The organism is Streptomyces sp. NPDC055140 (genome assembly GCF_053607285.1).
Map to the genome: position 1 here is coordinate 70,113 of NZ_JBSGTG010000030.1, position 22,992 is coordinate 93,104.

Annotated in this window: 22 protein-coding genes and 2 pseudogenes; 15 read left to right on the top strand and 9 right to left on the bottom strand. The window is 68.7% G+C overall.

What is annotated here, in order from left to right; all coding sequences use genetic code 11:
* Positions 1 to 86 precede the first annotated feature (86 nt).
* Positions 87 to 983: a helix-turn-helix transcriptional regulator gene (locus ACWFR4_RS38670; protein ID WP_453656401.1), complete on the bottom strand. Its 897-nt coding sequence runs from the start codon at positions 981 to 983 to the stop codon at positions 87 to 89.
* A gap of 167 nt (positions 984 to 1,150) precedes the next feature.
* Between ACWFR4_RS38670 and ACWFR4_RS38675 the strand changes: the two genes are divergently transcribed.
* From ACWFR4_RS38675 to ACWFR4_RS38720, 10 genes are all read left to right on the top strand, one after another.
* Complete coding sequence (locus tag ACWFR4_RS38675) at positions 1,151 to 2,329, top strand: aldo/keto reductase (protein WP_453656402.1); 1,179 nt, start codon at positions 1,151 to 1,153, stop codon at positions 2,327 to 2,329.
* Positions 2,330 to 2,609: 280 nt separating this feature from the next.
* Complete coding sequence (locus tag ACWFR4_RS38680) at positions 2,610 to 3,722, top strand: NADH:flavin oxidoreductase/NADH oxidase (RefSeq protein ID WP_453656403.1); 1,113 nt, start codon at positions 2,610 to 2,612, stop codon at positions 3,720 to 3,722.
* A gap of 439 nt (positions 3,723 to 4,161) precedes the next feature.
* The gene (locus ACWFR4_RS38685; RefSeq protein WP_453656404.1) at positions 4,162 to 4,536 is read left to right on the top strand and encodes a DUF2255 family protein; all 375 of its coding nucleotides are present in this window, start codon (positions 4,162 to 4,164) and stop codon (positions 4,534 to 4,536) included.
* Positions 4,537 to 4,640: 104 nt separating this feature from the next.
* Positions 4,641 to 5,714, top strand: a complete 1,074-nt coding sequence (locus ACWFR4_RS38690) for a zinc-binding dehydrogenase (protein ID WP_453656405.1) — start codon at positions 4,641 to 4,643, stop codon at positions 5,712 to 5,714.
* A 212-nt stretch (positions 5,715 to 5,926) separates the two neighbouring features.
* Complete coding sequence (locus tag ACWFR4_RS38695; RefSeq protein ID WP_453656406.1) at positions 5,927 to 6,694, top strand: SDR family NAD(P)-dependent oxidoreductase; 768 nt, start codon at positions 5,927 to 5,929, stop codon at positions 6,692 to 6,694.
* Positions 6,695 to 6,766: 72 nt separating this feature from the next.
* On the top strand, positions 6,767 to 7,612 hold the full coding sequence (locus tag ACWFR4_RS38700) for an SDR family oxidoreductase (RefSeq protein ID WP_453656407.1): 846 nt from the start codon (positions 6,767 to 6,769) through the stop codon (positions 7,610 to 7,612).
* Positions 7,613 to 7,682: 70 nt separating this feature from the next.
* Positions 7,683 to 8,669 carry an aldo/keto reductase gene (locus ACWFR4_RS38705; RefSeq protein WP_453656408.1) on the top strand — a complete coding sequence of 329 codons (987 nt, stop codon included), beginning with the start codon at positions 7,683 to 7,685 and terminating at the stop codon, positions 8,667 to 8,669.
* A gap of 113 nt (positions 8,670 to 8,782) precedes the next feature.
* Positions 8,783 to 9,760 (top strand): NADP-dependent oxidoreductase, encoded by a 978-nt coding sequence (locus ACWFR4_RS38710; RefSeq protein WP_453656409.1) that lies wholly within the window; start codon positions 8,783 to 8,785, stop codon positions 9,758 to 9,760.
* A gap of 163 nt (positions 9,761 to 9,923) precedes the next feature.
* Positions 9,924 to 10,595: an N-acetylmuramoyl-L-alanine amidase gene (locus ACWFR4_RS38715; protein WP_453656410.1), complete on the top strand. Its 672-nt coding sequence runs from the start codon at positions 9,924 to 9,926 to the stop codon at positions 10,593 to 10,595.
* Positions 10,592 to 10,801: an FUSC family protein gene (locus tag ACWFR4_RS38720; RefSeq protein WP_453507219.1), complete on the top strand. Its 210-nt coding sequence runs from the start codon at positions 10,592 to 10,594 to the stop codon at positions 10,799 to 10,801. The genes ACWFR4_RS38715 and ACWFR4_RS38720 overlap by 4 nt, the downstream gene beginning before the upstream one ends.
* Positions 10,802 to 10,903: 102 nt before the next feature.
* Here ACWFR4_RS38720 and ACWFR4_RS38725 read toward each other — a convergent pair whose 3' ends face one another.
* Together ACWFR4_RS38725 and ACWFR4_RS38730 are read right to left on the bottom strand one after the other, a co-directional pair.
* Entirely contained in the window at positions 10,904 to 11,839 is a 936-nt protein-coding gene (locus ACWFR4_RS38725) for a hypothetical protein (protein ID WP_453656411.1), read from the bottom strand.
* 185 nt (positions 11,840 to 12,024) lie between these two features.
* A complete protein-coding gene (locus ACWFR4_RS38730; RefSeq protein WP_453656412.1) occupies positions 12,025 to 12,855 on the bottom strand; it encodes an oxidoreductase in 831 nt (276 codons plus the stop codon).
* Positions 12,856 to 12,947: 92 nt separating this feature from the next.
* Here ACWFR4_RS38730 and ACWFR4_RS38735 point away from each other — a divergent pair, with 92 nt between their 5' ends.
* Together ACWFR4_RS38735 and ACWFR4_RS38740 are read left to right on the top strand one after the other, a co-directional pair.
* Positions 12,948 to 13,517 carry a TetR/AcrR family transcriptional regulator gene (locus ACWFR4_RS38735; protein WP_453656413.1) on the top strand — a complete coding sequence of 190 codons (570 nt, stop codon included), beginning with the start codon at positions 12,948 to 12,950 and terminating at the stop codon, positions 13,515 to 13,517.
* A 299-nt stretch (positions 13,518 to 13,816) separates the two neighbouring features.
* Positions 13,817 to 13,969: a hypothetical protein gene (locus ACWFR4_RS38740; protein ID WP_453507938.1), complete on the top strand. Its 153-nt coding sequence runs from the start codon at positions 13,817 to 13,819 to the stop codon at positions 13,967 to 13,969.
* On the opposite strand, the gene ACWFR4_RS38745 is transcribed toward ACWFR4_RS38740, so the two are convergent.
* The 4 genes and pseudogenes from ACWFR4_RS38745 to ACWFR4_RS38760 all read right to left on the bottom strand — a co-directional run bounded on the left by ACWFR4_RS38745 (position 13,940) and on the right by ACWFR4_RS38760 (position 17,814).
* A complete protein-coding gene (locus ACWFR4_RS38745; protein WP_453656414.1) occupies positions 13,940 to 14,728 on the bottom strand; it encodes an alpha/beta fold hydrolase in 789 nt (262 codons plus the stop codon). The genes ACWFR4_RS38740 and ACWFR4_RS38745 overlap by 30 nt on opposite strands.
* Before the next feature lie 164 nt (positions 14,729 to 14,892).
* The gene (locus ACWFR4_RS38750) at positions 14,893 to 15,897 is read right to left on the bottom strand and encodes an NADP-dependent oxidoreductase (protein WP_453656415.1); all 1,005 of its coding nucleotides are present in this window, start codon (positions 15,895 to 15,897) and stop codon (positions 14,893 to 14,895) included.
* A gap of 121 nt (positions 15,898 to 16,018) precedes the next feature.
* On the bottom strand, positions 16,019 to 17,071 hold the full coding sequence (locus tag ACWFR4_RS38755; protein WP_453656416.1) for an aldo/keto reductase: 1,053 nt from the start codon (positions 17,069 to 17,071) through the stop codon (positions 16,019 to 16,021).
* A 53-nt stretch (positions 17,072 to 17,124) separates the two neighbouring features.
* Positions 17,125 to 17,814 (bottom strand): annotated as a pseudogene (locus tag ACWFR4_RS38760) (SDR family oxidoreductase).
* Positions 17,815 to 17,925: 111 nt separating this feature from the next.
* Between ACWFR4_RS38760 and ACWFR4_RS38765 the strand changes: the two are divergent.
* Positions 17,926 to 18,486: a TetR/AcrR family transcriptional regulator gene (locus ACWFR4_RS38765; RefSeq protein WP_453656417.1), complete on the top strand. Its 561-nt coding sequence runs from the start codon at positions 17,926 to 17,928 to the stop codon at positions 18,484 to 18,486.
* A gap of 617 nt (positions 18,487 to 19,103) precedes the next feature.
* On the opposite strand, the gene ACWFR4_RS38770 is transcribed toward ACWFR4_RS38765, so the two are convergent.
* The gene (locus tag ACWFR4_RS38770) at positions 19,104 to 20,009 is read right to left on the bottom strand and encodes a helix-turn-helix domain-containing protein (protein WP_453656418.1); all 906 of its coding nucleotides are present in this window, start codon (positions 20,007 to 20,009) and stop codon (positions 19,104 to 19,106) included.
* 142 nt (positions 20,010 to 20,151) lie between these two features.
* Between ACWFR4_RS38770 and ACWFR4_RS38775 the strand changes: the two genes are divergently transcribed.
* On the top strand, positions 20,152 to 21,021 hold the full coding sequence (locus ACWFR4_RS38775; RefSeq protein WP_453656419.1) for an oxidoreductase: 870 nt from the start codon (positions 20,152 to 20,154) through the stop codon (positions 21,019 to 21,021).
* A 185-nt stretch (positions 21,022 to 21,206) separates the two neighbouring features.
* Here ACWFR4_RS38775 and ACWFR4_RS38780 read toward each other — a convergent pair.
* A pseudogene (locus tag ACWFR4_RS38780) lies at positions 21,207 to 21,485 on the bottom strand (maleylacetate reductase); the annotation flags it as partial.
* A 1,068-nt stretch (positions 21,486 to 22,553) separates the two neighbouring features.
* Between ACWFR4_RS38780 and ACWFR4_RS38785 the strand changes: the two are divergent.
* On the top strand, positions 22,554 to 22,889 hold the full coding sequence (locus ACWFR4_RS38785; RefSeq protein WP_453656420.1) for a MerR family transcriptional regulator: 336 nt from the start codon (positions 22,554 to 22,556) through the stop codon (positions 22,887 to 22,889).
* Positions 22,890 to 22,992: the final 103 nt, after the last annotated feature.

A 22,992-nucleotide genomic window follows, 5' to 3' on the forward strand; every position in this document is an offset into this window, starting at 1 on the left:
CGCCCGGATGACGGCGATCGGCGCAAGGTGTCGCGGGCTGTCCTGGTCATGCCACTTCCATGCATCGCCCCATGCCGTCGCGGACGTCAGCCGGTCCGGTCGCGTGTGTCTTCAGCGGGGGCCGACGCGGCAGCGGCAGCGGCGGTACCGGTCCAGCTGGCGAGTATGGAGAGTGCTTCGGCTGAGGGGGAGGCGGGCTCGGGGTTGAGGATGACGAGGGACTGGTCGGGGGCCCCGGCGACGTCCAGGGTCACGTAGTTGAGGGCGAGGTCGCCGACGAGCGGGTGGTGGAAGTACTTGGTACCGGTGGCGTGGGCGCGGACGTCGTGATCGGCCCACATGCTGCGGAAGTCCGCGTCGTGCAGGGACAACTCTCCGATGAGGTCGGTGAGTTGGGGGTCGTCGGGGTGGCTTCCGGCGTACAGGTGCAGGGTGGCGACGGTTTCGGCGGCGGCCTTGTTCCAGTGCTCGCCGTACAGGGTGCGGGCGGCCTCGTCGAGGAAGAGGTAGCGCAGGAAGTTGCGCTCGGCGTGCGGGCGGGCCTGGAAGTCGGTGTAGAGGGCGGTGGCGAGGTGGTTGGTGGCCAGGACGTCCATGCGGCGCCCCAGGACCATCGCCGGGGTGCTGATGGCGTCCAGGGCTTGGTACAGGGTGGGGTGGACTCGCTGGGGGCTGAGGGGCCGCTTGCGCCGGGGGCGGGCCTCGGTGGGCTGGGCGAGGTCGAAGAGGTGGGAGCGTTCAGCGTCGTCCAGGCGCAGGGCGCGGGCGACGGCGTCCAGGACCGTGCGGGAGACGCCCTGGGTGCGGCCGCGCTCCAGGCGTACGTAGTAGTCGACGCTGACCCCGGCGAGCTGGGCGACTTCCTCGCGCCGTAGCCCTGGCACCCGGCGAGGGCCGGGGTGTGGGGTGAGGCCGGCCTCCTCCGGGGTGATCCGGGCCCGGCGGGTGCGCAGGAACTCGCGGATCTCGGTGCTGTGGTCCATGAGTCCACGGTACGGCGGGCATTGCGGGCCGACCGTGCGTAAAGGGGTACTGGCAGACCCCCGAAAGAGCGGTACCCCGTACGACGTCCCACGGGGGCCCCGCGGATGGTTGCCTCGATACCGACCGCTTGAAGCACTTCTGCCGATAACCGACCAAGGAGTTCTGCATGACCAGGCGCAATCACGCAAGGGAATCAGGATATCGAGATGGCAGCACCTTCAGCCGCCGTGGATTTATGGGCAAGGCCGGAATTCTCGGAGCTGGTTTGGCCATCGGGCCATCCATCGCGTCTGCCCGTGCGGGTGAGCCCCAGGGAAACAGCAGCAGCCGGAGCGGGAAAATCGCCACCGAAGGGAAGAACGGAATGAAGACCCGCAAGCTCGGGGAACTGGAAGTATCGGAAATGGGCGCCGGCGCTATGAGCATTAGCGCGAACTACGGACCTCCCGCCGACATCGACCAGGGCATCAAGGTCCTTCGCGAGGCACACGACAGGGGCGTGTCATTCTTTGACACTGCCGAGGTGTACGGCCCGTACACGAGCGAGGAGCTTGTGGGGCAGGCACTCGCGCCCATCCGCGACGAAGTCAGGATCGCCACCAAGTTCGGCTTCGACATCGAAGCAGGGGGCACCCTCAACAGCCGGCCGGACCGCATCAAGAGGGTGGTCGAGGAATCGCTCAAGCGCCTTCGGACCGACCGCATCGATCTCTACTACCAGCACCGGGTGGATCCCGACGTGCCTATCGAGGATGTGGCCGGCACAGTCAAGGAACTCATCGCGGAGGGAAAGGTCCTGCACTTCGGCCTCTCCGAAGCGAGCGCCAGGACCATCCGTCGAGCACATGCTGTCCAGCCCGTCACAGCGATCCAGACGGAGTATTCGCTGATGGAACGGGACCCGGAGAAGAACGGCGTGCTCGCGATCTGCGAAGAGCTGGGAATCGGCTTCGTCCCGTGGGGACCCGTAGGAATGGGATACCTCACAGGGGACATGAACGGCCGCACCAAGCTCGATTCCGAAACGGACCTTCGAGCTACGTTTGATCGTTTCTCTCCGGAAAACATGGCGGCCAACATGCCGGTCGTCGACTTGCTCAGGCGAATCGGCGAGAACGAGAACGCAACACCCTCTCAGGTCGCCATGGCCTGGCTTCTGGCGCAGAAGCCGTGGATTGTACCGATCCCGGGCACCCGTAACCTGAAGCATCTGCACGAGAACCTGGGAGCACTCCACGTTCGACTGTCGCCCAAGGATCTTCGTGAAATCGACACTGCTTTCGCCGAGGTCGAAGTGCACGGCGGACGTATGAATGACGCGCAGATGCAGATGGTCGACCAATAGCGTGACCGATGGGCCCTCGTCCTCCACGGCGGCCGTGGGGAATGCGCGGCGGACGCAGATGGCGTTGCCGACGTTTCGAGGGCCCAGGGCCGCCCCAACAAGCTCCGGGGCCCTGGGTCGCCCTGGCGCAGGAATTCCATCCGGACGACGGGCCCACACCTCGAACTAGCCGGACAGGACCGGGCTCTGACGACGGCCGGACCGTACACAGCACCCCGTACCGCCCCAGGCCGCTGTCCACCTCTGGGCTGGTACATCCTGATTGATGAGGAAACACCCCATGAGTACCCTGTTCACCGCCCTGCTCCTGCGGTCACTCGAGATCCCCAACCGCATCTGGACGTCCCCGATGTGCATGTACTCCGCCGCCTCGGACGGACCGGAGACGGGGGTGCCGACCGACTTCCACCTCACCCACCTGGCCAGCCGGGCCGCCGGCGGTGCCGGCCTGGTGATGGCCGAGGCCACCGGGATACGGCCCGACGGGCGCATCACCCCCTGGGACCTGGGGCTGTGGAACGACCAACAGCAGCAGGCGTTCGCGCGCATCACCGCGGCCATCCGCTCCCACGGGTCGGTCCCGGCCATCCAGCTCAACCATGCCGGCCGCAAGGCGTCCGTCGACAAGCCCTGGCTTTCCGGCCGGTACATCCCCGAGGCCGAGGGCGGCTGGCAGGTGGTCGCGCCCAGCCCGGAACCGTTCGACGGGCGGTCCATGCCGCACGAGCTCACGGTGGACGAAATCCAGCAACTGGTAGGCGACTTCGCCGAGTCGGCGAAGCGCGCCCTGGCCGCGGGCTTCCAGGTGGTCGAGTTGCACGGCGCCCACGGCTTCCTGATCAACTCCTTCCTCTCTCCCGCCGCCAACCACCGCACCGACTCCTACGGCGGCAGCTTTGAGAACCGGCTGCGCTTCCCCCTCCAGGTGGTCGACGCCGTACGCGCGGTGTGGCCCGACGACCTACCGGTCCTCTTCCGTACCTCGGCAACCGACTGGCTGACCGAGAACCCACAGGACGAGCGCACGGGCTGGACCGGCGACGACACCGTCCGCCTCGCCAAGGAGCTCCAGGCCCATGGCGTCGACCTTCTCGACGTGTCCACGGGCGGCATGGTCCCCGACGCCACGATCCCCGTCGAGCCCGGTTATCAGGTGTCCTACGCAGCCCAGGTGCGTGCAGCGGCCGGGATCTCCACCGGCGCCGTCGGTCTGATCCTGGAGCCGGCCCAGGCCGAGGACATCGTGGCCACCGGACAGGCCGACGCCGTCCTGCTCGGCCGCGAACTGCTGCGCAGCCCCTACTGGCCCCAGCACGCCGCACTCGAACTCGGCGCCGAGCCCCGCTGGCCCGAGCAGTACGGCTACGCCGTCCGACGGCGCAGCCGGCGGTGAGCGAGGGCCCGCGCCACGGATGCGCAGCGTCCGGGAGACGCCGTCCGGGAGACGCCCTGGGTGCGGCAGCGCTCCAGGCTGTACGACGGGCACCCCGGGCCGACCGCCTGTAAAACGGGCACCCCGGGCCGACCGCCTGTAAAGGGGAACTGGCAGACCCCCGGACGAGGGGTGCCCCGTACGGCGCCCCACGCAGGCCCCGCGGGTGGTTGCCTGGAGGACAGACAGAAACCGGCATACCTGATCAAACACGCAGTAACGGCGGAAATGCCGCAGGGGCCGGAACCGAATCCCTCAGCACCCCACGTCGTGAGCGTGCCACGGCTGAGCACCCCGGCCACCGACGTCGCACCGGCGTCTTGCGCGAGCAGCGCCGCACCGCGGCCTTCGGCCGGCCTCACCCCACCAACCCGCACCACGTCCGAGAGAAGGACCTGTCATGACTTCCTGGAGCCCCGCAGACCTCCGCACGATCGCCGAGAACACCGACCTGTTCGTCGCCCCCTTCCGCGCGGACGGCACCACCTACGGCACCCCGACCCAGACCTGGGCGCTCGTCGTGGACGGCGACGTCTACGTGCGCGCCGCCAACGGGCAGTCCTCGAGCTGGCACCAGGCGGCCGTCAGCCAGCGGGCCGGCCGCGTGCGGGTCGCCGGAGAGTTCCACGACGTCGTCTTCGAGCCCGCCAGCGGCGGCGACATCGACGCCGCGATCGACGCCGCCTACGAGGCGAAGTACCCGGGCAGCGACGCCGTCCCGATCATGCAGGGCGACGGGCCGAAGGCGGCAACCGTCCGCATCTCGCCCCGCTGAAACCCAGCAGCCCGCACACACGCACCGACACCCGCACCCACCGGCGGACGCAGGGCACCACCCCTGGCCGCCGGGCGAGGCGGCAAGAGAGGAAATACCCCCGCATGAAGACCATGAAGGGTTACGTCATCCAGGAGAAGGGCCGTGCCGACTGGCAGGAGGTCCCGGTCCCGGAGATCGGACCGTACGACGCCCTGGTCCGCCCGACCGTGGTGGCGACCTGCACGACCGACGTACATCTCATCGACTCGCTGTCGCTGCCCAACGCGCTCGGCAAGGTGATCGGCCACGAGGCAGTCGGAGTCGTCGAGCAGGTCGGTGACCAGGTCGCCGACTTCACTCCCGGGGACCGTGTCGTCCTTCCCGCAGGCCTTGCCGACTGGCGCCACCCCAGGGCCCAGCGCGGCGAGGGCAAGTTCCACCAGAGCAAGAGCCCGTACTTCTCCGACGACCCGACCAACGGCGGCTGGTTCTCCGAACTGGTCAAGTGCTTCGACGCCGACTCCAACCTGGCGCACATCCCCGACCAGGTCACCGACGTGCAGGCGGTGTCCGTCGACGACATGGCCGCCACCGGCTTCACCGGTGTGGAGCGGATGGAGATCCAGTTCGGTGAGGTCGTGGTGATCCTGGGGGTCGGCCCGGTGGGACTGATGGGGGTGGCCGCGGCAGCACTGCGCGGAGCGGGCCGCATCATCGCTGTCGGCTCGCGCCCGAACACCATGGCTCTCGCGAGCCAGTACGGGGCGACCGACCTCGTCGACTACAAGCAGGGCGACGTCTACGAGCAAATCATGGCGCTGACCGGTGGCGTACAGGTCGACAGCGCGCTGGTCGCCAGCGGCGGCAGTGCGAGCGACCAGATCGGCACGGCCATGAAGATCACCAAGTTCGGCGGCCACGTGTCGGTGGTCTCGGGCTTCTTCGACGACGAGACCGTGACGCTCCCGATGGACGTCTGGAACTACGGCGTGATGGAGAAGTTCCTCACCGCGGCCCAGGCCAACCAGGGCCGCGACTACATGGAACGGCTCCTGCTGCTGATCCAGAACGGCAAGCTTGACACCCAGCTGCTGGCCACCCACGTGCTGCACGGCTGGGACAGCCTCGCAGTCAGCCTGGAACTGATGCGCAGCCGCGACCAGAGCGTCGTCAAGCCGGTCGTCATCGTCGGCTGACGGTCCACACGACTGCACGGAGCCTCGGTCCCGCCGTGCTCCCCGCAGGGGGAACTGGCAGACCCCCGGAAGAGGAGTGCCCCGTACGGCGCCCTACGCAGGCCCCCCGGGTGATTGCCTGGATGTAGGGAAGCTTTCACCGCTTTAGCGAAAAATGAGCAGAGTGCCCGCATCGATGGATGTGCAGCACGCCAGCAGAACGGATCCTCCCCATGACTTCCAAGCTCACCGGCACCGTCGCACTGGTCACCGGCGCGAGCAGCGGTATCGGCACCGCCACTGCCCAACAGCTCGCCGAGCAGGGCGCCTCGGTGGCCCTGGTGGCCCGCCGCAAGGACCGCCTCGACGACCTCGCCGCACAGATCATCGCCGCCGGCGGTACCGCCCTGGCGGTGGAGGCGGACATCACCGACGCCGCCCAGGCCGAGGCAGCCGTGCAGCAGACCGTCGAGCACTTCGGACGCCTGGACATCCTGGTCAACAACGCCGGCCTGATGCTGCTCGGCCCCGTCGTCGGCGCGGACCCCACGGAGTGGGAGCGCATGATCGCCGTCAACGTCCAGGGCCTCCTGCGCACCACCCACGCCGCCCTCCCGCACCTGCTCAAGGCCGCCGAGGATGCCCCGCGCCAGGTCGCCGACATCGTCAACATCAGCTCGATCGCCGGCCGTGAAGCCTGGAACGGCTACGGCGTCTACAACCTCACCAAGTTCGGCGTGAACGGCTTCACCGAGTCCCTCCGCAAGGAGATCACCCAGCGCCACGTACGCGTCGGCGTCCTGGAGCCCGGCGGCGTGGCCACCGAGCTCGCCTCGCACAACGACCACAAGCCCGACATCCGTGAAGCGACCGCCACGTTCTACGAGCAGACCGAGGTCCTGCAGCCCGAGGACATCGCCGACGGCGTCGCCTACATGGTCACCCGCCCCCGCCACGCCTCCATCGGCGAACTGTGGATCATGCCCACCGATCAGGCCTGACCTCACCACTCGCCCGCACTACACCACCCCGCAGGCGCCGCCCACGGCGCCCGACAGAAACGGGTCCTCCCCATGAGCAAGGTCATCTTCGTCACCGGCGCCGGCCGCGGCCTGGGCACCGACATCGCCCGCGAAGCCCTCGCCGCCGGCCACCAGGTCATCGCCACCGGACGGCGCCCCGAGGAGGTCGAGAAGACCCTCGGTGGACCGCAGGACAACCTCCTGACCACCAAGCTGGACATCACCAGCCCCCAGGACGCCGAGGCCGCCGCCCAGGCCGCCGTCGACCGCTTCGGCCGCATCGACGTACTGATCAACAACGCCGGCAACTTCTACGCCGGCTACTTCGAAGAGATCACTGCCGAGCAGATGCGCCAGCAGTTCGAGACCAACCTCTTCGGCCCGATGAACGTCACCCGCGCCATCCTGCCCATCCTCCGGGGGCAGCGTGACGGGCACATCATCACCCTCTCCTCCTCCGCCGGCCTGATCGGACAGGAGTTCTGCGTCGCCTACGCCGCCTCCAAGTTCGGCGTAGAGGGCTGGATGGAGTCGCTGCGCTACGACGTCGAGCCCTACAACATCCGCACCACCGACGTGGAGCCCGGCTTCTTCCGTACCGAGCTGCTCGTGGACGCCTCCACCACCTGGCCTGAGCCGACCATCGCCGACTACGCCGAGCGCACCACCGCCACCGTCGCAGCCTGGAAGAGCATGAACGGCCAGCAGGGCGGCGACCCCGCCAAGCTCGCCCGCGCCCTGCTCACCATCGCCGACCAGACCGAGCCGCCGCTGCGCTTCGTCGCCGGCGCCGACGCCATCGAGGGCGTCGAGGCCAAGGCCAGGGAACTCCTCGCCCAGGCCCAGGCCTCCCGCGAACTCGGCGGCAACCTCGGCCACGACCACGCCACCGCCTGACGGCGCTGTCTCCCACCCCACCCCGTCAGCCAGCCATGGCTGACGCTCACCACGACGTACGGAGTATCCGATGAAGCACATATCCCTGGGCGGGCTCGATGTCTCGCGCATCGGCCTGGGCGCCATGACCATGGCCGGTACCTACACCACCGGCGGCGGCCTGGACGACGCCGAGTCGATCCGCACCATTCACCGGGCGCTGGACCTCGGCGTCACGCACATCGACACCGCCGAGGGCTATGGCCCCTTCCACAGCGAGGAACTTGTCGGCAAGGCCATCAAGGGCCGCCGCGACGACGTCGTCATCGCCACGAAGTTCGGTCTCGTGTCCTACGCCAATGGCAGCGCCGACCTTGGCGTGATCGACAGCAGCCCACGCAACGTCAGGGCCGCGGTCGAAGGTTCCCTCAAGCGGCTCGGCACCGACCATATAGACCTCTTCTACCAGCACCGCGTCGACCCGAACACCCCCATCGAGGAGACCGTCGGCGCGTTGGCCGAGCTGGTCACCGAGGGCAAGATCCGCCACATCGGCCTCTCCGAGGCCGGCCCCGCCACCATCCGCCGCGCCCACGCCGTGCACCCGGTGGCCGCGCTGCAGACGGAGTACTCGCTGTGGACCCGCGACGTCGAGGCCGAGATCCTCCCGCTGCTGCGCGAGCTCGGCATCGGCTTCGTGCCCTACTCGCCCCTCGGGCACGGCCTGCTGACCGGCCAGATCCGCACCGTCGACGACTTCACCGACGACGACTGGCGCAAGACCAACCCGCGCTTCACCGGCGAGAACTTCCAGCGCAACCTGGCGATCGTCGACGAAGTGCAAGCCATCGGCGCCGAGATCGGTGCGACCCCGGCCCAGACCGCACTGGCCTGGCTGCTGACCCGCGGCGACGACATCGCCCCTATCCCCGGAACCCGGCGGATCGCGCGCGTCGAGGAGAACACCGCCGCCGACGCCATCGAACTCAGCGCCACCCAGCTCGACCGCCTCAACAACCTCACCCCCGCCTCGGGTGAGCGCCACGACGAGGCGAACATGGCCAGCATCGACCGCTGACCAGCACAACAGCGCAACAAGCGGCACAACGGTGCACGAAAGGTGAAGCATGCCCTGCGTGCGCCTTCCCTTCCTCCGCTCTGCCTCTCACTGATCCCACCAGGAACTTCTCCATGAAGGCCATCGGCCTGTCCTCGTACGGCGGACCCCAGGTCCTCCACGTCGTAGACCTCCCCGAACCGCATGCCGGTCCCGGCGAGGTGCGCGTACGGGTGCGCGCGGCCGGGGTGAACCCGGCCGACCTGATGCTCCGCGACGGCTCCCTCGCCGACTGGTACCGGGACGTGGAGCCGCCCTTCATCCCCGGTATGGATGTGGCCGGCACGATCGACGAGATCGCAGACGACGTCCGCCCCATAGAGGGCGAGAGCCTGTCCCTGGGCACGGACGTCGTCGGCATCGTCGACAACCACGGCCGTCACGGCGGCTACAGCGAGTACGTCGTCCTGCCGGCCGAGTCCGTCACGCGCAAGCCTGCCGGGACCACGTTTCCTCAGGCGGCGTCGTTCCTCATGAACGCGCTGACCGCCCGCTGCGCGCTGGATGCCCTCGCTCTCGCGCCGGGTGCGACGCTGGTGGTCACCGGGGCCGCCGGCGCGGTCGGCGGCTACACCGTCCAGCTCGCCGCTGCGGAAGGGCAGCGCGTCATCGCGGTGGCATCGGAGGGCGACACGGAACTGCTGCGCTCCTACGGCGCCGAGGCCGTCGTCCCCCGCGGAGACGACGTAGTCCAGCAGGTTCTCGGCCTCGCCCCCACCGGCGTGGACGCCGTCGTGGACACGGCCATGCTCCACGAGTACATCGCTCCCGCGGTACGTAACGACGGCCAGACCGCCGTCTTCCGATTCTGGGAGGGCGCCCCCGGCCGCGGCATCACGGTGCATCCGGTCAACGTCCGCACCCGTGCAACCGACCACGCGGCCATCGCCGGGCTGCGTGAGCAGATCCAATCCGGCCTGCTCACGCCCCGCGTCGCCGCCGCTCTCCCGGCCGACGAGGCGGCCAAGGCCCACAGCATGGTCGAAGAAGGCGGCCTGCGAGGACGCGTCATCCTGGCCTTCCCGCCCACGACACCCGGATCGACGCGATAGAGGGCGATGCGCCGACGCGTCAACCTGGCCCGCCGGTTCACGGTCCGGCTCCTCGCATCGGCGGACCTGTGCCGTGGACACACCGCACGTCCGGCGGGGTGTCCACGCGCAGCCCCGCCGCCTGCAGCCGCCCCGATTCCGACGTCCTCGGAGACCGCACGCCATGAACGACATACCCAACCCCCGCCACCCCGCCACGCACCGGGATCCGCCACGGCGTGCCATCACCCGCCGCGCCCTCCTGTTCGGCGCGGGGGCCGCGGCTGTCGCGGGGCTCGGCTTCGCCGCCGTCGCCGAACTTCCCAGCCAGCGTAGCGGCCTCCTAGAACGGGAGGGGACCGTCGACCAGTCGGCCGCCCGGTGGACCGCCGCCTCCGACGCCAACTACCGCTACGCGAACCGGCCGGACGACTACCGCATCGACCGGATCGTCATCCACGTCACCCAGTCCCGCTACGAGGACGCCGCGCGCGCCTTCCGTGACCCGGCACACCAAGCCGCCGCGCACTATCTGATCCGCTCCTCGGACGGGCGCCTCGCCCAGATGGTCCGGGAAGCCGACGTGGCCTACCACGCGGGCAACCGGGAGTGGAACGAACGCAGCATCGGCATCGAGCACGAGGGATACGTCGACGACCCGGACCGCTGGTTCACCGACACCGCCTACGGCGCCTCCGCCCAACTGGCCGCCGACATCAGCACCCGCTACGACATCCCCATCGACCGCGAGCACATCGTCGGCCACCACGATGTCCCGGGCGCCACACACACGGACCCAGGACCATACTGGAACTGGGACCGCTACCTGGACCTGGTGCGCGCCGCCGCCAAGTGACACCCCAACTGGACCGCCCCTATTGGGCGGTGCTCTCCGCCACCGTGGTCCTGCACGCCGGCGGCGACCGCGCCTCCAGCACCGTCCGCGGCGTCCACCGCATCGCAGGGAGCCTCCTCGGCATCGGCGTCGCCGCAGGAGGCGAGGGCATCTCGGATGTCTATCCGACTGGACACCTCCAAAAGAAGCGACCGAGCAGCGAGTAGCGTTGCGGCCACGTACGCCACGTAGAAGGCCAGTTGAGAGCCGAAACGGACCCGCCGGTAGTCGGTAAAGCTGAAAACCCGCCGGCTGAGGGCGTCGACCAATCAACCGGCCCTCGTCAAGCGATGGGCCGCCGCCTTGGCGAGCCGACGGGTGTCGGCGGTGAAGGTCTGAGCTGGAGCTCCGATACTGAGAAACACGTGCGGGCTCGTGATCCGATGCCGAACCTCGATCACCAGCTCGACCGCGACGCACATGTCGAACAAGCGCCGGCTCAGTGACGGGTCTGCGGACAGTGCGGTCTCAGTCAGGGCAGCCAAGGTGCTCGGGCCGGTGACGGCCAGGCATCGCGCCACCCAGCGCGCGGCATCGAACTCCGCCGGTCCGCACACGCCTGCGGGGTCGATGAGCGCGAGTTCGCCCTCCGATCGCAGGAGATTGAACCCGACCGCATCACCATGCAACAGAACTGGCTCGATCGCCGGATCCTCAAGGATGTGCAACACGCCGTCGGGGGAGGGCAGCCCAGCCTCGTGCCAGATCCGTATGGCGTTATGAAGCTTGGGCCCAAGGAAGTCCTGCAAGCGCGCCACTCCGGCCGGCGGTGTCAGGTGCGCCTGAAGGAACAACCTGACGACCTGTTCCGTGGCTGCGGCCATCTCTGTGTGCAGCAGCCCGACGGCCGAGACCTTCCCCAGCAGCAGGTGAGTGATATCTGGGGCGTGGGCACCGACACCGTGGTCGAGGAGAGGGGCGCACGGCACCCGGTGGGCCGTCCAGGCCGCCAACGTCGCGGCCTCCGCGTGCTGGGGTTCGCCGATCAGCTTCAGAACGGCGACAGATCCATCGCCCAGCCGAACCTCGCGGAGCACGTTGGGAGACAGCGGGCTGCCGACCATCGGACCGAGGTCGGTCAGCTCCAAGGCCGCCAAGTAGGTGGGCAACGCCTCAGCGGCCCGCTCGAACGAGGTCACCCTCTCCCGCCCTGCGGCCTTGAGAGCCTCTCGCTGGTGAGCGAGCCAGTCATCCAGTGTCTGCACAGGCCATCCTCCGCACGCCTCCCGACTCGGTGCAAGGGATACTGATGCGCCACGGACGGGCATGCAATCCCTGCTTCACTCAGTAAGTGCAGGTGACTCGTCCCGTTCACCAGCTCGGAAACGACGAATCGGTTCAGGTCAAGGCAGGCCGAACTGAACAACCGTAGCGGGTGCCTCCCGATCGTTCAGCGAGGCATTCCGACTGCGCGGGAGATCACAGCGTCGAAGGCGCGGTCGGGGAGGATTCGGCGCAGGGCGATGAGGGGGCGGGCGCCGAAGCCGGTGGCGTAGCGGGTTCTGGGGCGGCGGGCGGTGACGGCTTTGGCGATGGCGTCGGCGATGACGGCGGGCGGGGAGTTGCGCTTGGCGTTGGCCTCGGAGCGCAGGGAGGAGGCGACGGCGGTGGCCTGGGCGGCGTAGGGACCACTGCTGGAGGACTTGTCCAGCTTGTCGGCGGCGATGGCGCCCCATTCGGTGGCGATGCCGCCGGGTTCGATGACGACAACGTCGATGCCGAAGGGCTTGGCCTCCAGGCGCAGGCAGTCGCTGAGGGCTTCGAGGGCGAACTTGGTGCCGTGGTACCAGCCGCCGAGCGGGGTGTAGACCTTGCCGCCCATCGAGGTGACATTGACGACGGTGCCGGAACGCTGGGCGCGCATGTGAGGCAGGACGAGCTGGGTCAGGCGCAGGGCGCCGAAGACGTTGACCTCGAACTGGTAGCGGGCCTCGTCCAGGGGCACGTCCTCGAGGGCGCCGTAGGAGCCGTAGCCGGCGTTGTTGACCAGGACGTCGATGCGGCCGGTCTCGGCGGTGATGCGCTCGACGCCGGAGCGCATGGAGTCCTCGTCGGTGACGTCCATCGCCAACGGGCGGATGCCGCGGTCGGCGAGCTTGTGGAGCCGGTCGGTGCGGCGGGCGGCACCGTAGACGGTGTAGCCGAGTTCCTGCAGCTTGAGGGCGGTGGCCTCACCGATGCCGGAAGAGGCACCGGTGACGAGGGCGGTCTTGGCGGGCATGGCTGTTTCCTTACGACTAGGATGAACCTTGGTTCACTATCTATCGTGAGCCATGGTTCACCTTTGTGCAAATAGAAGGGCTGCCGAGCCTCATGACCCAGGCCAGGGCGCCGCGCGCCGACGCGGTCCGCAACCGCAAGAAGATCCTCACCGCGGCCGGTGAACAGATCACCGCCCACGGCCCGGACGTCGGGATGGACGAGATAGCCGCCGCCGCCGGCGTGGCCGTGGGCACCCTGTACCGGCATTTCCCCACCAAGACCGACCTGGTCGCGGCCGTCGTCGCCGAGTTCGTCGCCCGCGTCGCGGACGACGCCGAGGCCGCACTCGCCCGCGTCAGCACCGGAACCCGCGCCCTGGTCGAGCTGACCGCGTTCCTCGGCCGCGTCATCGAGGCGTCCGTGACCGACCGCGCCGTCAAGGCCGCCGCCCAGGCCCTCGGCGCGGAGCCGGGCGACCGAGCCGCCGAGGACCGCGCGGGGGCCGCCGTCGCCGCCCTCATCCACGCAGGCCAGGCAGACGGCGACATCCACCCCGACGTCACCGTCAACGACATCTACCTGCTGTTCTCCACCGCCCCCACCGACCAGCCATCCGTCGACCGCTGGCTCACCCTCGTTGTCCCAGGACTGACCACCCAAGCCCGGCCCGCAGGCAGCTGACGACCGTGACGCGCGGGCACTCGGGACTCGTCCGACAGCAGGACATCAGCAAGCAACCCAGGCGCTCGAGGTCGTTCCCGTGGCCATGTTCCTCTACAAGTTCGGCCGGATCGCCTTCAGGTGTTGACGCCTTGTCGCCCTCAGCGGTCACAGTGGCGGGCGCGTCAAGCTGCCCTTGCAGCGTGGTGATCCGGACGTTCGCAGTAGGCAGTCGGCGGCGCAGCTACGCGAGTTCGCGGGCCGGTCAAGCGAAAGTCATGGTGCCGGTTCGAAACGTCGCCGGGACTACGACGCCGGCGATGAGGCCTGTGCGGCGCTTCGCGTGGCAGGCGAACCTCGTCGGCCAGTTGACCACCTACGTCCTGGTGTTGGAGCTGCTCGCCGGGCCTGCCGCGCGGGATGGTGTCGGGGCCGTGGCCTGGCTACGGTTCGAGGAATTCGAGCGCCTGTGAGACGAATGCGTCGTGGTTCTGGAAGATCCCTCCGTGTCCGGCGTCGGGGTAGAGGGGCAGGAGTTCGCCTTGGGGCAGCCGTGCGGCCAGGTCGAGTGTGTTTTCACTGGGCACCATCCTGTCGCTCTCGCCGTTGGCCACCAGGGCCGGATGGTGAATGCGTGATAGGTCTGCCGGTGCGTGGAGGCCCCATCGGTGGATGGCCTTCAGTTGGGCGCGGAACGACGACAGTGAGATCGCTCTATCGCGGTCATACGTGCGCTCTTTGAGTCGGTCCAGTAAGGCGTGCGCCGCGCGTCGGCCGTTCGCGGTGTCGGTGAAGCAGAGGTACTGCTTCGGGTCCTTGCGGGTCAGGACGGTCTTGAGGGTGTCCTTGATGGTGAGGGCGGTGACCTTGTCGATGCCGGGGCCGCCGGCTGGGCCCGTGCCCGCGAGGATGATCTTGCGTACGAGGTGCGGTTCCTTTGCTCCGATGTCCTGGGCGATGAAGCCGCCCATCGACAGGCCCAGGAGGTCGACCCGGTCGAAGCCGAGGGCCCGGAGGAACAGCACCGCGTCGTGGGCCATCGCCTCGATGGTGTCGGGCGTGGAGCCGCTAGACGCACCGACTCCGCGGTTGTCGAAGGTGATCACTCGACGGCGGGCGGCGAGTCCGTCGATGACACGGGGATCCCAGTTGTCCAGGACCGCGGCCAGGTGGTTGAGGAGGATCAGCGGTACGCCGTCCTCGGGACCGAGCTGTCGGTAGATGAAGTCCACGCCGTGCACGGACACGGAGCGGGTCGGCGCGCTCTTGTATGACGACGGGGTGGGGGTAGGGGAACTCCGCGGTGCACTTATGACCGGGTCCTAAGGGTAGTGGGGGTGAGGGATCCTCTCGTTGTCCGGGGAGGTCTTCGCCGGACGTCCGGTGAGGCCTGCCCTCACGTCATCGCGACGACGACCTTGCCGGCCTTCGCGCGACCCTTCTCGACGTACTCGAGGGCCTGTCGGGTTTGCTCGAACGGGAAGACCCGGTCGACGACGGGACGGATCTTCCCGGCGTCGATGAGCTGCGTGAGTTCACGTAGCTGGTCGCCGCTGGCCTTCATGAACAGGAACGAGTACGTCACGTTGCGGCGCTTGGCGCTGCGCCGGGTCTTGAAGCTCAGCGCGCTCATCGCCAGGCGGAGGATCGGGTTCGCGCCCAGTTCACGGGCGAAGGCCGCATCGGGAGGGCCTACGACGCTGATGGCCTTGCCGCCGGGCTTGAGTACCCGCAGGGACTTCGCGAGGTTCTCGCCGCCGAGGCTGTCCAGGACGACGTCGTAGCCGTTGAGCACCGTCTCGAAGTCCTGTGTCTTGTAGTCGACGACGACGTCCGCGCCGAGTCCCTTCACCAGGTCGACCTTGGCGGTGCTCGCGGTGGCGGCCACGTGCGCGCCCAGCGCCTTCGCCAGCTGGACGGCGATGCTGCCCAGGCCCCCGGCGCCCGCGTGGATCAGGACTTTCTGGCCGGGCCGAACCTGGGCCCGCTCGACCAGTGCCTGCCACGCGGTCAGCGCGACCAGGGGGAGCGACGCAGCCTCCACCATGGTGAGCGTGGCCGATTTGAGCGCCACGTCGTCCTGGTGGACAGCGATGAGTTCGGCGAACGTGCCGATGCGGTCCTTGTCGGGCCGCGCGTAAACCTCATCGCCTACCGCGAACCGGGTGACGTCCGATCCCACCTGGACCACCACCCCAGCAAGGTCGTTGCCCAGGACGAGCGGGAGATGGTAGGGCAGGAACGCCTTGAAGGCGCCGTCGCGGAGCTTGAGGTCCAGTGGGTTGACGCTCGCCGCGTGGATGCGGACCAGGACGTCGTCGGAGCCCACCTGCGGATCGGGCATCTCATCGGCGCGCACGCCGGACTTGTCGTCGTACCGCTCGATCATGAAGGTCTTCATCGTTGTCTCCGTTTCCCGTCCACAAGGGCGGGATCTCTTGCCCATCCTGGGTTTCCCGCAGGCCGTCACACTTGCGGTGTCTGCATCCGTCGCTTGGAGCGCCTCACCGAGGCGGGAGATGTCAGCCCACCGGTGCAGGAGCGATGACGCGGCTGGACTCGCCTCCCTGGATGCCGCTCAGGGAGGCGGCGATCGCCTCGTGAGGAGCTCCGAGGGGGACAGCACTGACGTCCGTCAGGCGGGCGAACTGCTGCGGCGTCAACTGGACATCGAGAGCACCCAAATAGCTGTCGAGCTGGGTGAGGTTGCGCGGACCGATGATCGGGACGAGCGAGGTCGCGGACCGGGCGGCACGCTCGCGCACCCAGGCCACCGCCACCTGGGCGGGCGTCACGCCGGTCTCCTCGGCAATGGCCAGGACGGCGTCGATGATGGCGGTTTTCTGGTCGGTGCTCTCGGTGTGGATGACCGCTCCCAGATCGGTGAGCCGCCCTTCGGTGCTGCGGCGGTACTTTCCGGTGAGCAGTCCGCCGCCGAGCGGGGACCACAGGGCGGCGCCGAGTCCGAGGCTCTCGGCCATCGGCAGCAGCTCGCGGTCGGCACTCCGCTCGACCAGGCTGTACTCGTTCTGAATGCCCACGACGGGCGCCCAGTTCTTCAAATCGGCGAGGGTTACCGCCCGGGAGACGCGCCAGGCGGGGAAGTTGGACAGCGCGGCGTGGTGGATCTTGCCGGAGCTCACCAGGTCGTCGAGCCCGCGCAGGATCTCTTCCATGGGAGTGAGCTGGTCAGGGAAGTGCACCCAGAGCAGGTCGATGTAGTCGGTGCCCAGACGCTTCAGGCTGGCCTCGACCGAGGCGACCATGTTTTTGCGGCTGTTGCCCGTCCGGGAGATGCTCGGCTGGGGCGCGGCCCCGAGGGTGAACTTGGTGGCCAGGACGAAGTGGTCCCGATCGGCGGAGACGAGCTTGCCCGTCAGCTCTTCCGACTCGCCGAACTGGTAGGTATCCGCGGTGTCGAGGAAGGTGCCGCCCGCTTCGGCGAATCGGTCGAAAATACGGCGTGCCTCGTCCGGTTCGGCGCCGGCACCCCAGCCGGTGCCGAAGTTCGCCGTGCCGAGCGCGTACTCGGACACGCGCAGTCCGGTGCGGTGTCCGAAGGTCGTGTAACGCATCAGGTGTCCTCAATCAAAGGTTGATGGGAGTTGGTGGTGCGGCGGGGCGTGCCTCACGCCGCGTTCGGTGAAGCGGCCAGGCTCCGCCGGATGTAGCGGGTGGTCTCGTCGGCGAGGATCTCGGGCAGGCCCGTCTCGATGCCGTACAGAGCTTGTGTGGCGACATCGGCGGGGTCGGCCTTCTGATCGGCGGGAACGCCCGCGGCCATGTCGGTGGCCATGTATCCGACGTGCAGTGCCGAGACGGTGATGCCGCGGGGCGCCAGTTCCTCCCGGGCCGCGTCGGTCAGGGCCCACGCCGCGGCCTTGGCGGCGGCGTAGGACCCGAGGCCGGCGGGGTGCAGCCAGGACAGGACGGACAGGACGTTGAGTACGGCGCCGCCGCCGTTGCCCTCGATGACGGGGGTGAAGGCTCGCGTCACGGCCAGCGGACCGAAGAAGTTCGTCTCCATCTCCAGGCGCACCGCGTCCAGGGCGCCCGCGATCAGCGGCGTGGCGGTGGAGATGCCCGCGTTGTTCACCAGCAGTGTCGCGTCGGATGTGCGGTGCGGGCCGCGGCCCGGATCGACGCCTCGTCCGTCACGTCCAGCCGCAGCGGGGTGACGCCGCGTAGGCCCACCGTCTCGGGGTGGCGGGCAGGCGCGCACACCTTCGCTCCACGCTCCACGAGCTGGGGCGGCCAGATGCCGCCCCAGCCCCCGGTTGGCGCCGGTGACCACCACGGCCGCGTCCTTGAGTTCCATGCCCGCTCCCAGCGGTTGCGGACGTCTGGCGGCCCGCACAAATTAGATTACAAATGAAATCTAAAGCCGATCTAGGATAGATGTCAATCGACATCCACCCTGGAGGTAGTGATGGGCCGCGTATCGCAGGTGCAAGCGCTGGAGAACCGTCGGAGGGTCGTGGAAACCGCCTCCCGGCTGTTCCGGGAACAGGGCACCCACGTCAGCGTCGCCGACCTCATGAAGGCATCCGGACTGACCCACGGCGGCTTCTACAAGCAGTTCGCCTCCAAGGAGGCCCTCATCGACGAAGCCACCACCCACGCGTTCGACGAACTCACCCAACTCCACAAGGACGGACTGGAGCAGTACGCCGGACAGCGCGACGCGGCCCAGCCGGCACTGATCGACGCATACCTCTCGATCGAGCACCGCGACAGCCCGGCAGACGGGTGCCCCGTCGCCGCGCTCGCCACCGATATGGCGCGCGAACCCGGAGACCGCGAGGCCCACCGCGTTTACACCGAGGGAGTGCGCGACTTCGCCGAGGTGCTCGCGACCGAGGACCAGGACGGCATCACCCGGCTGTGCACCATGCTCGGCGCACTCGTCCTGGCCCGGGCCACCAAGGACTCCCCGCTCTCCGAGGAGATCCTCACCGCCGCGCACGCGGCATTGACGGCGACCACCTGATCAGCAACCCGATGCCGAGCAGGCCTCGCAGAAATTCACCGGCCGAGAGCTAAGCAGTTCAGTTGGTGTGCGCCAGCTGGAGTGGTCCGTCCAGTCGGTCATGGTCACCGGCTGGAACATCGGCATCCCCAGCGGAGGAATCGTGAGCGGACTGATCCTCGGCGGGCTCGGCGCTTCCTCACTGGCCTGGGGCACCTTCACACTGCTGCTCGCCGCGCTCACTATCACGGTGACCAGACGACGCCACGCCTTCCCGGCCGGCCAGCGACCTGATCTGGTTTCCGCCGGTCTGTGTCGAAGCGCCCTCGGCACTCGAGCGGCAACGAAGTGCGCTGGTCCCCGTTGTCCGACTCCTGCGCCGGTCCCCGTACCGCCCTGGCTCCGGCAGCTGAGCGCTGGCCAGTGGATGCTGTCGATCTGACGGCGGGTTGACGCTCGCGAAGTGAGGCCGGGACCTGCTGCCGGCTGCGGAGGGAGGCGACGTCCCGCGTCTTGTGGGGGTGGGTTGTATGCCCGCGAACATGCAGGTCGGAAGTATCAGGCGTGCCCCGGTACGAGAACTTCTGGCGAATTCGAAGATCGCCATCAGTCGGGGCTCGCGTGCCCGGGACGGGCCTTCATTGCCCGTCGATGACCTGGTGGCGGTCGGGGCCGGTCGGATGGTGGCCCTTGCCGGAGGCCGTCAGGCTTCCCAGGATCGCGAGCAGTTCGGCGCTGCGGCTGCCGGGTTCGGCGTGGAAGACTTTGAGGACGAGGCCGTCGGTGCCGACGATGGCCAGCTTGCTGGCGTGCAGTTCGAGATCGCCGACCTGTGGGTGGTGCAGTCGGTTGACCCGCGGCCGCTTGGGGTGCACGTCGTGGCGGCCCCACAGGCGGCGGAAGTGCTCACTGCGCACGGACAGTTCGCCCACGAGCTCGGTCAGGCGCGGGTCGTTGACGTCGGGCCCGACGTTGGCCCGCAGGGAGGCGATCAGCGCCTCGGCTAGTTCCTCCCAGTCCCGCAGCAGTTCGCGTTCGCTGTCGTCGAGGAGGACGGCGCGCAGGAGGTTGACGCCGGGGGAGTAGTTCGGGGAGACGGCCGTGGCCAGTGCGTTGGCGGCGAGCACGTCGGTGAACTTGTTCTCGACGTAGGCGGGATTGGTGGTCCAGCCCTCCATGAGCTGGAGGATGCCGGGCGGTACGGGCTCGGGTTTGTGCGCAGCCCGTGGGCGGTCTGCGGAGCGGGGTGCCCGGCTGGTTCGGGAGGGACGCGTCTGGGTCAGGCCGATGAGGTGAGCGGTGGCGTCCGCGTCCAGGTCCAGGACGTCGGCCAGGGCTTCCAGGACCTGAAGCGAGGGGTTTCGGTCGCGGCCCTGTTCCAGGCGCAGATAGTAGTCGGCGCTGATACCGGCGAGCATCGCGACCTCCTCACGGCGCAGCCCCGGCACGCGCCGGAGCCCGCCGCCGCGGATTCCGACGTCCTCGGGCCTGACCAGTGCCCGGCGGGCGCGCAGAAACTCGCCGAGCGCGTTGGTGCCGTCCATGCCCCAACCCTAGGTCCGCACCGGCGCGGGTGCCTGTCCCTGTCACTCCCAGGAACAGCGGGGTACTGCCACGCCCGCCCACAAGCACGCACAGTCAATACGGAACAAGCTGTCCATACAGCCGCACAACGGAAGGCGCGCCATGACCGGCACCACCCCCGGCGGAACTCTCACCCTCGCCGACGACCTGACCATCAGCCGCATGGGATACGGAGCCATGCAGCTGGCGGGGCCCAACGTGTTCGGGCCGCCCAAGGACCGGGACGAGGCCGTCGCGGTGCTGCGGGAGGCCGTCGAGCGGGGCATCACGCACATCGACACCAGCGACTACTACGGGCCCGCCGTCGTCAACGAAATCATCAAGGAGGCCCTGTACCCCTACCCCGCGGACCTGCGCATCGTGACCAAGGTCGGCAGCCGTCGCGGCGACGACGGCAGCTGGAACGTCTCGCGGAACCCCCAGGACCTCAAGACCCAGGTCCACGAGAACCTCCAGCACCTCGGCGTGGACGCGCTCGACGTGGTGAACCTGCGCCTGGGCACCAACGAGGGGCACACGAATGATGAGCCGGTCGGCGACATGTTCGGCGCGCTGGCCGAGCTGCAGAAAGAGGGCCTGATCCGCCACCTCGGACTCAGTGCCGCCTCCGATGCCCAGCTCACCGAGGCGCAGGCCATCGCCCCGGTCGTCACGATGCAAAACCTCTACAACCTGGCCAACCGCCAGGACGACGCCCTCGTCGAGCGGTGCGCGGCGGAAAACATTGCCTTCACCCCGTTCTTCCCCCTGGGCGGATTCTCCCCGCTCCAGTCACAGACCCTCACCGACGTCGCCGCACGCCTGGACGCCTCACCGCAGCAGGTCGCCCTGGCCTGGCTGCTGCAGCGCTCGGCCACCATCGCCCTCATTCCGGGCACCTCCTCGCGCGCCCACCTGCGCCAGAACATCGCCGCCGCCGACCTGACGCTGCCGGCGGACGCGGTCGCGGAACTCGACACGATCGGCAGCTGACATGGTCCCTGGACGACGCCGAGACCATCGCCGACACGATTGCAGCAGGCACCGGCCAGCAGCCGATGGCACAGGCCCTCAAGCGCTACGAGCGCACGCGACTGAGCGGTGTGGTGTGTGGTCCTGCCCGGCTCATCGTGGCAACGGGGTCCGGACCGCGTCGTCGTACGGGAACACGCCGTGGGTCATACCCGGCCTTCACACGCGGCGTGCAGAAGGGCCTCGAGCCCGGGTCGGGTGACGGGCCGAGGGTTGGAGTAGGGGTGGGCCAGCACCTCGTCGGCGATCCGGGGGCAGGTCGGCCTCTCGGCCCCTAGGTCGCGCAGGCCGTCCGGCACTCCGAGTCGGGTGTCCAGCGCGGCCAGGGCGGCGGCCGCGTCATCGGTGGAGAGTGCGCGGCGTAGGGAAGCGGCGGCGCACAGCGCCGCCGAAATGTTGTACGCCGTCACGTGCGGCAGCACGACGGCGTGGGTCTTGGGTCGAGGCGGTTGCCGGCCGCGTCATTGCCATCGCCGTCGCGGTGATCGTGGTGGTCGGGCTCATCGTGTGGCGCGTTCAGCGCCGCCACCAGGCGGACAGTCCAGATCCGAAGAACCGGGCCCGCTGACACCCCAGGTCGGCCCCGCGGCCTTCCCGATCGTCAATGTCGGACCCTGGCTGCCCGGCTGTTTGCGCCCCAGCCTGCGGTCCCTACTCGACACTCGGCGATGACAGCCCTTGGGTCTGCCCGTCACTGTTCGAGGCCGATTACCTCACCGTCGAACAGGCAGAAATCTATGTCGGCCGGAGTAGACATTGGGTGGCGGCGTGGTTATGGTTTCTCTCGTAGCCAGAAGTCAGCAGGGCCCGGCAGAGACGAACTGCCGGGCAGTATTACGGAAGTTGCAGTGCGCAGGACGGTGCGGTGGTGGAGTTCCGAAGCCAGAGCAGTTGCAGGACGGCGACGGGACTGACGACCGGACCGGGTGGCCCGCAGTGATCAGGGGCCAGCGGCGGGGCCGCGGTCAACAGTGGCGGAACCCGCGAGTGCAGTTGGTAGTAGTACCCAGCAGTGAAGTCAGTGCGGTACCTCGGTGAAGGCGTCGACTGCGGGCGCGCGCACCGGGAGGTTCGGCAGTGGGGTTCTAAGCCAGAGCAGAGGCGCGATGGGCGACGGGGCTGGCTGCCGAAGAGTGGCGCTGTCACAGGCCACTGAGCAGTTTGTATCAGCAGCAGTACGCAGTAGAGCAGTACCAGCAGTATCAAGTCCCCCGTTTAGTAAGTAGCTGATCACCGAGGGAAGAACGGAGGAACGAGCGCCATCAGGATCGCCCGGGCGGAGTGTTGAGCCCGGGTACCGCAGGACATCGATAGTGAGGTGGTCTCCGGTCAAGCAACCGCGATCCCCGCACCCCCGACAGCTCCCAGGTCGGGTCGGCGGACACAGAAGGCCGGCGCAGTTCCAGGGTCGGCAGATGGTGTAGATGTTCCTTCGGGGCCCTGGTGCCATATGGCACCAGGGCCCCTCAAGCGTGTTCCACAGAGAGGTGCAAATGACAGCAGACGACCCGTTCGACCGTCTCGAGGACGACGACTACCCCGCCTACACGATGGGCCGGGCCGCCGAGATGCTCGGCACCACCCAGGGTTTCCTGCGGGCCATCGGCGAAGCCCGCCTCATCACGCCACTGCGCTCCGAGGGCGGCCACCGCCGCTACTCCCGCTACCAGCTGCGCATCGCCGCACGTGCCCGGGAACTCGTCGATCAGGGCACTCCCGTCGAGGCGGCCTGCCGCATCATCATCCTCGAGGACCAGCTCGAAGAGGCCCAGCGCATCAACGCCGAATACCGCCGCGCAACCGAATCGGGTACACCGCCCGCGAGCTGAGGCGACAACGGGCCGGCGGGCCATCGGGCGCCGGCAGGATCCCCGCACACCTGCCAGGCGTGGGGAGCTTGGGCGGCGCGCCGCCCCCCTGCTGCGGCCCTAG

What these genes read in the sequence shown, in the direction of transcription:
- ACWFR4_RS38670 (WP_453656401.1), bottom strand. Translation starts at nt 983, where the DNA reads ATGGACCACAGCACCGAGATCCGCGAGTTCCTGCGCACCCGCCGGGCC.
- ACWFR4_RS38675 (WP_453656402.1), top strand. Translation starts at nt 1,151, where the DNA reads ATGACCAGGCGCAATCACGCAAGGGAATCAGGATATCGAGATGGCAGC.
- ACWFR4_RS38680 (WP_453656403.1), top strand. Translation starts at nt 2,610, where the DNA reads ATGAGTACCCTGTTCACCGCCCTGCTCCTGCGGTCACTCGAGATCCCC.
- ACWFR4_RS38685 (WP_453656404.1), top strand. Translation starts at nt 4,162, where the DNA reads ATGACTTCCTGGAGCCCCGCAGACCTCCGCACGATCGCCGAGAACACC.
- ACWFR4_RS38690 (WP_453656405.1), top strand. Translation starts at nt 4,641, where the DNA reads ATGAAGACCATGAAGGGTTACGTCATCCAGGAGAAGGGCCGTGCCGAC.
- ACWFR4_RS38695 (WP_453656406.1), top strand. Translation starts at nt 5,927, where the DNA reads ATGACTTCCAAGCTCACCGGCACCGTCGCACTGGTCACCGGCGCGAGC.
- ACWFR4_RS38700 (WP_453656407.1), top strand. Translation starts at nt 6,767, where the DNA reads ATGAGCAAGGTCATCTTCGTCACCGGCGCCGGCCGCGGCCTGGGCACC.
- ACWFR4_RS38705 (WP_453656408.1), top strand. Translation starts at nt 7,683, where the DNA reads ATGAAGCACATATCCCTGGGCGGGCTCGATGTCTCGCGCATCGGCCTG.
- ACWFR4_RS38710 (WP_453656409.1), top strand. Translation starts at nt 8,783, where the DNA reads ATGAAGGCCATCGGCCTGTCCTCGTACGGCGGACCCCAGGTCCTCCAC.
- ACWFR4_RS38715 (WP_453656410.1), top strand. Translation starts at nt 9,924, where the DNA reads ATGAACGACATACCCAACCCCCGCCACCCCGCCACGCACCGGGATCCG.
- ACWFR4_RS38730 (WP_453656412.1), bottom strand. Translation starts at nt 12,855, where the DNA reads ATGCCCGCCAAGACCGCCCTCGTCACCGGTGCCTCTTCCGGCATCGGT.
- ACWFR4_RS38735 (WP_453656413.1), top strand. Translation starts at nt 12,948, where the DNA reads ATGACCCAGGCCAGGGCGCCGCGCGCCGACGCGGTCCGCAACCGCAAG.
- ACWFR4_RS38740 (WP_453507938.1), top strand. Translation starts at nt 13,817, where the DNA reads ATGAGGCCTGTGCGGCGCTTCGCGTGGCAGGCGAACCTCGTCGGCCAG.
- ACWFR4_RS38750 (WP_453656415.1), bottom strand. Translation starts at nt 15,897, where the DNA reads ATGAAGACCTTCATGATCGAGCGGTACGACGACAAGTCCGGCGTGCGC.
- ACWFR4_RS38755 (WP_453656416.1), bottom strand. Translation starts at nt 17,071, where the DNA reads ATGCGTTACACGACCTTCGGACACCGCACCGGACTGCGCGTGTCCGAG.
- ACWFR4_RS38765 (WP_453656417.1), top strand. Translation starts at nt 17,926, where the DNA reads ATGGGCCGCGTATCGCAGGTGCAAGCGCTGGAGAACCGTCGGAGGGTC.
- ACWFR4_RS38770 (WP_453656418.1), bottom strand. Translation starts at nt 20,009, where the DNA reads ATGGACGGCACCAACGCGCTCGGCGAGTTTCTGCGCGCCCGCCGGGCA.
- ACWFR4_RS38775 (WP_453656419.1), top strand. Translation starts at nt 20,152, where the DNA reads ATGACCGGCACCACCCCCGGCGGAACTCTCACCCTCGCCGACGACCTG.
- ACWFR4_RS38785 (WP_453656420.1), top strand. Translation starts at nt 22,554, where the DNA reads ATGACAGCAGACGACCCGTTCGACCGTCTCGAGGACGACGACTACCCC.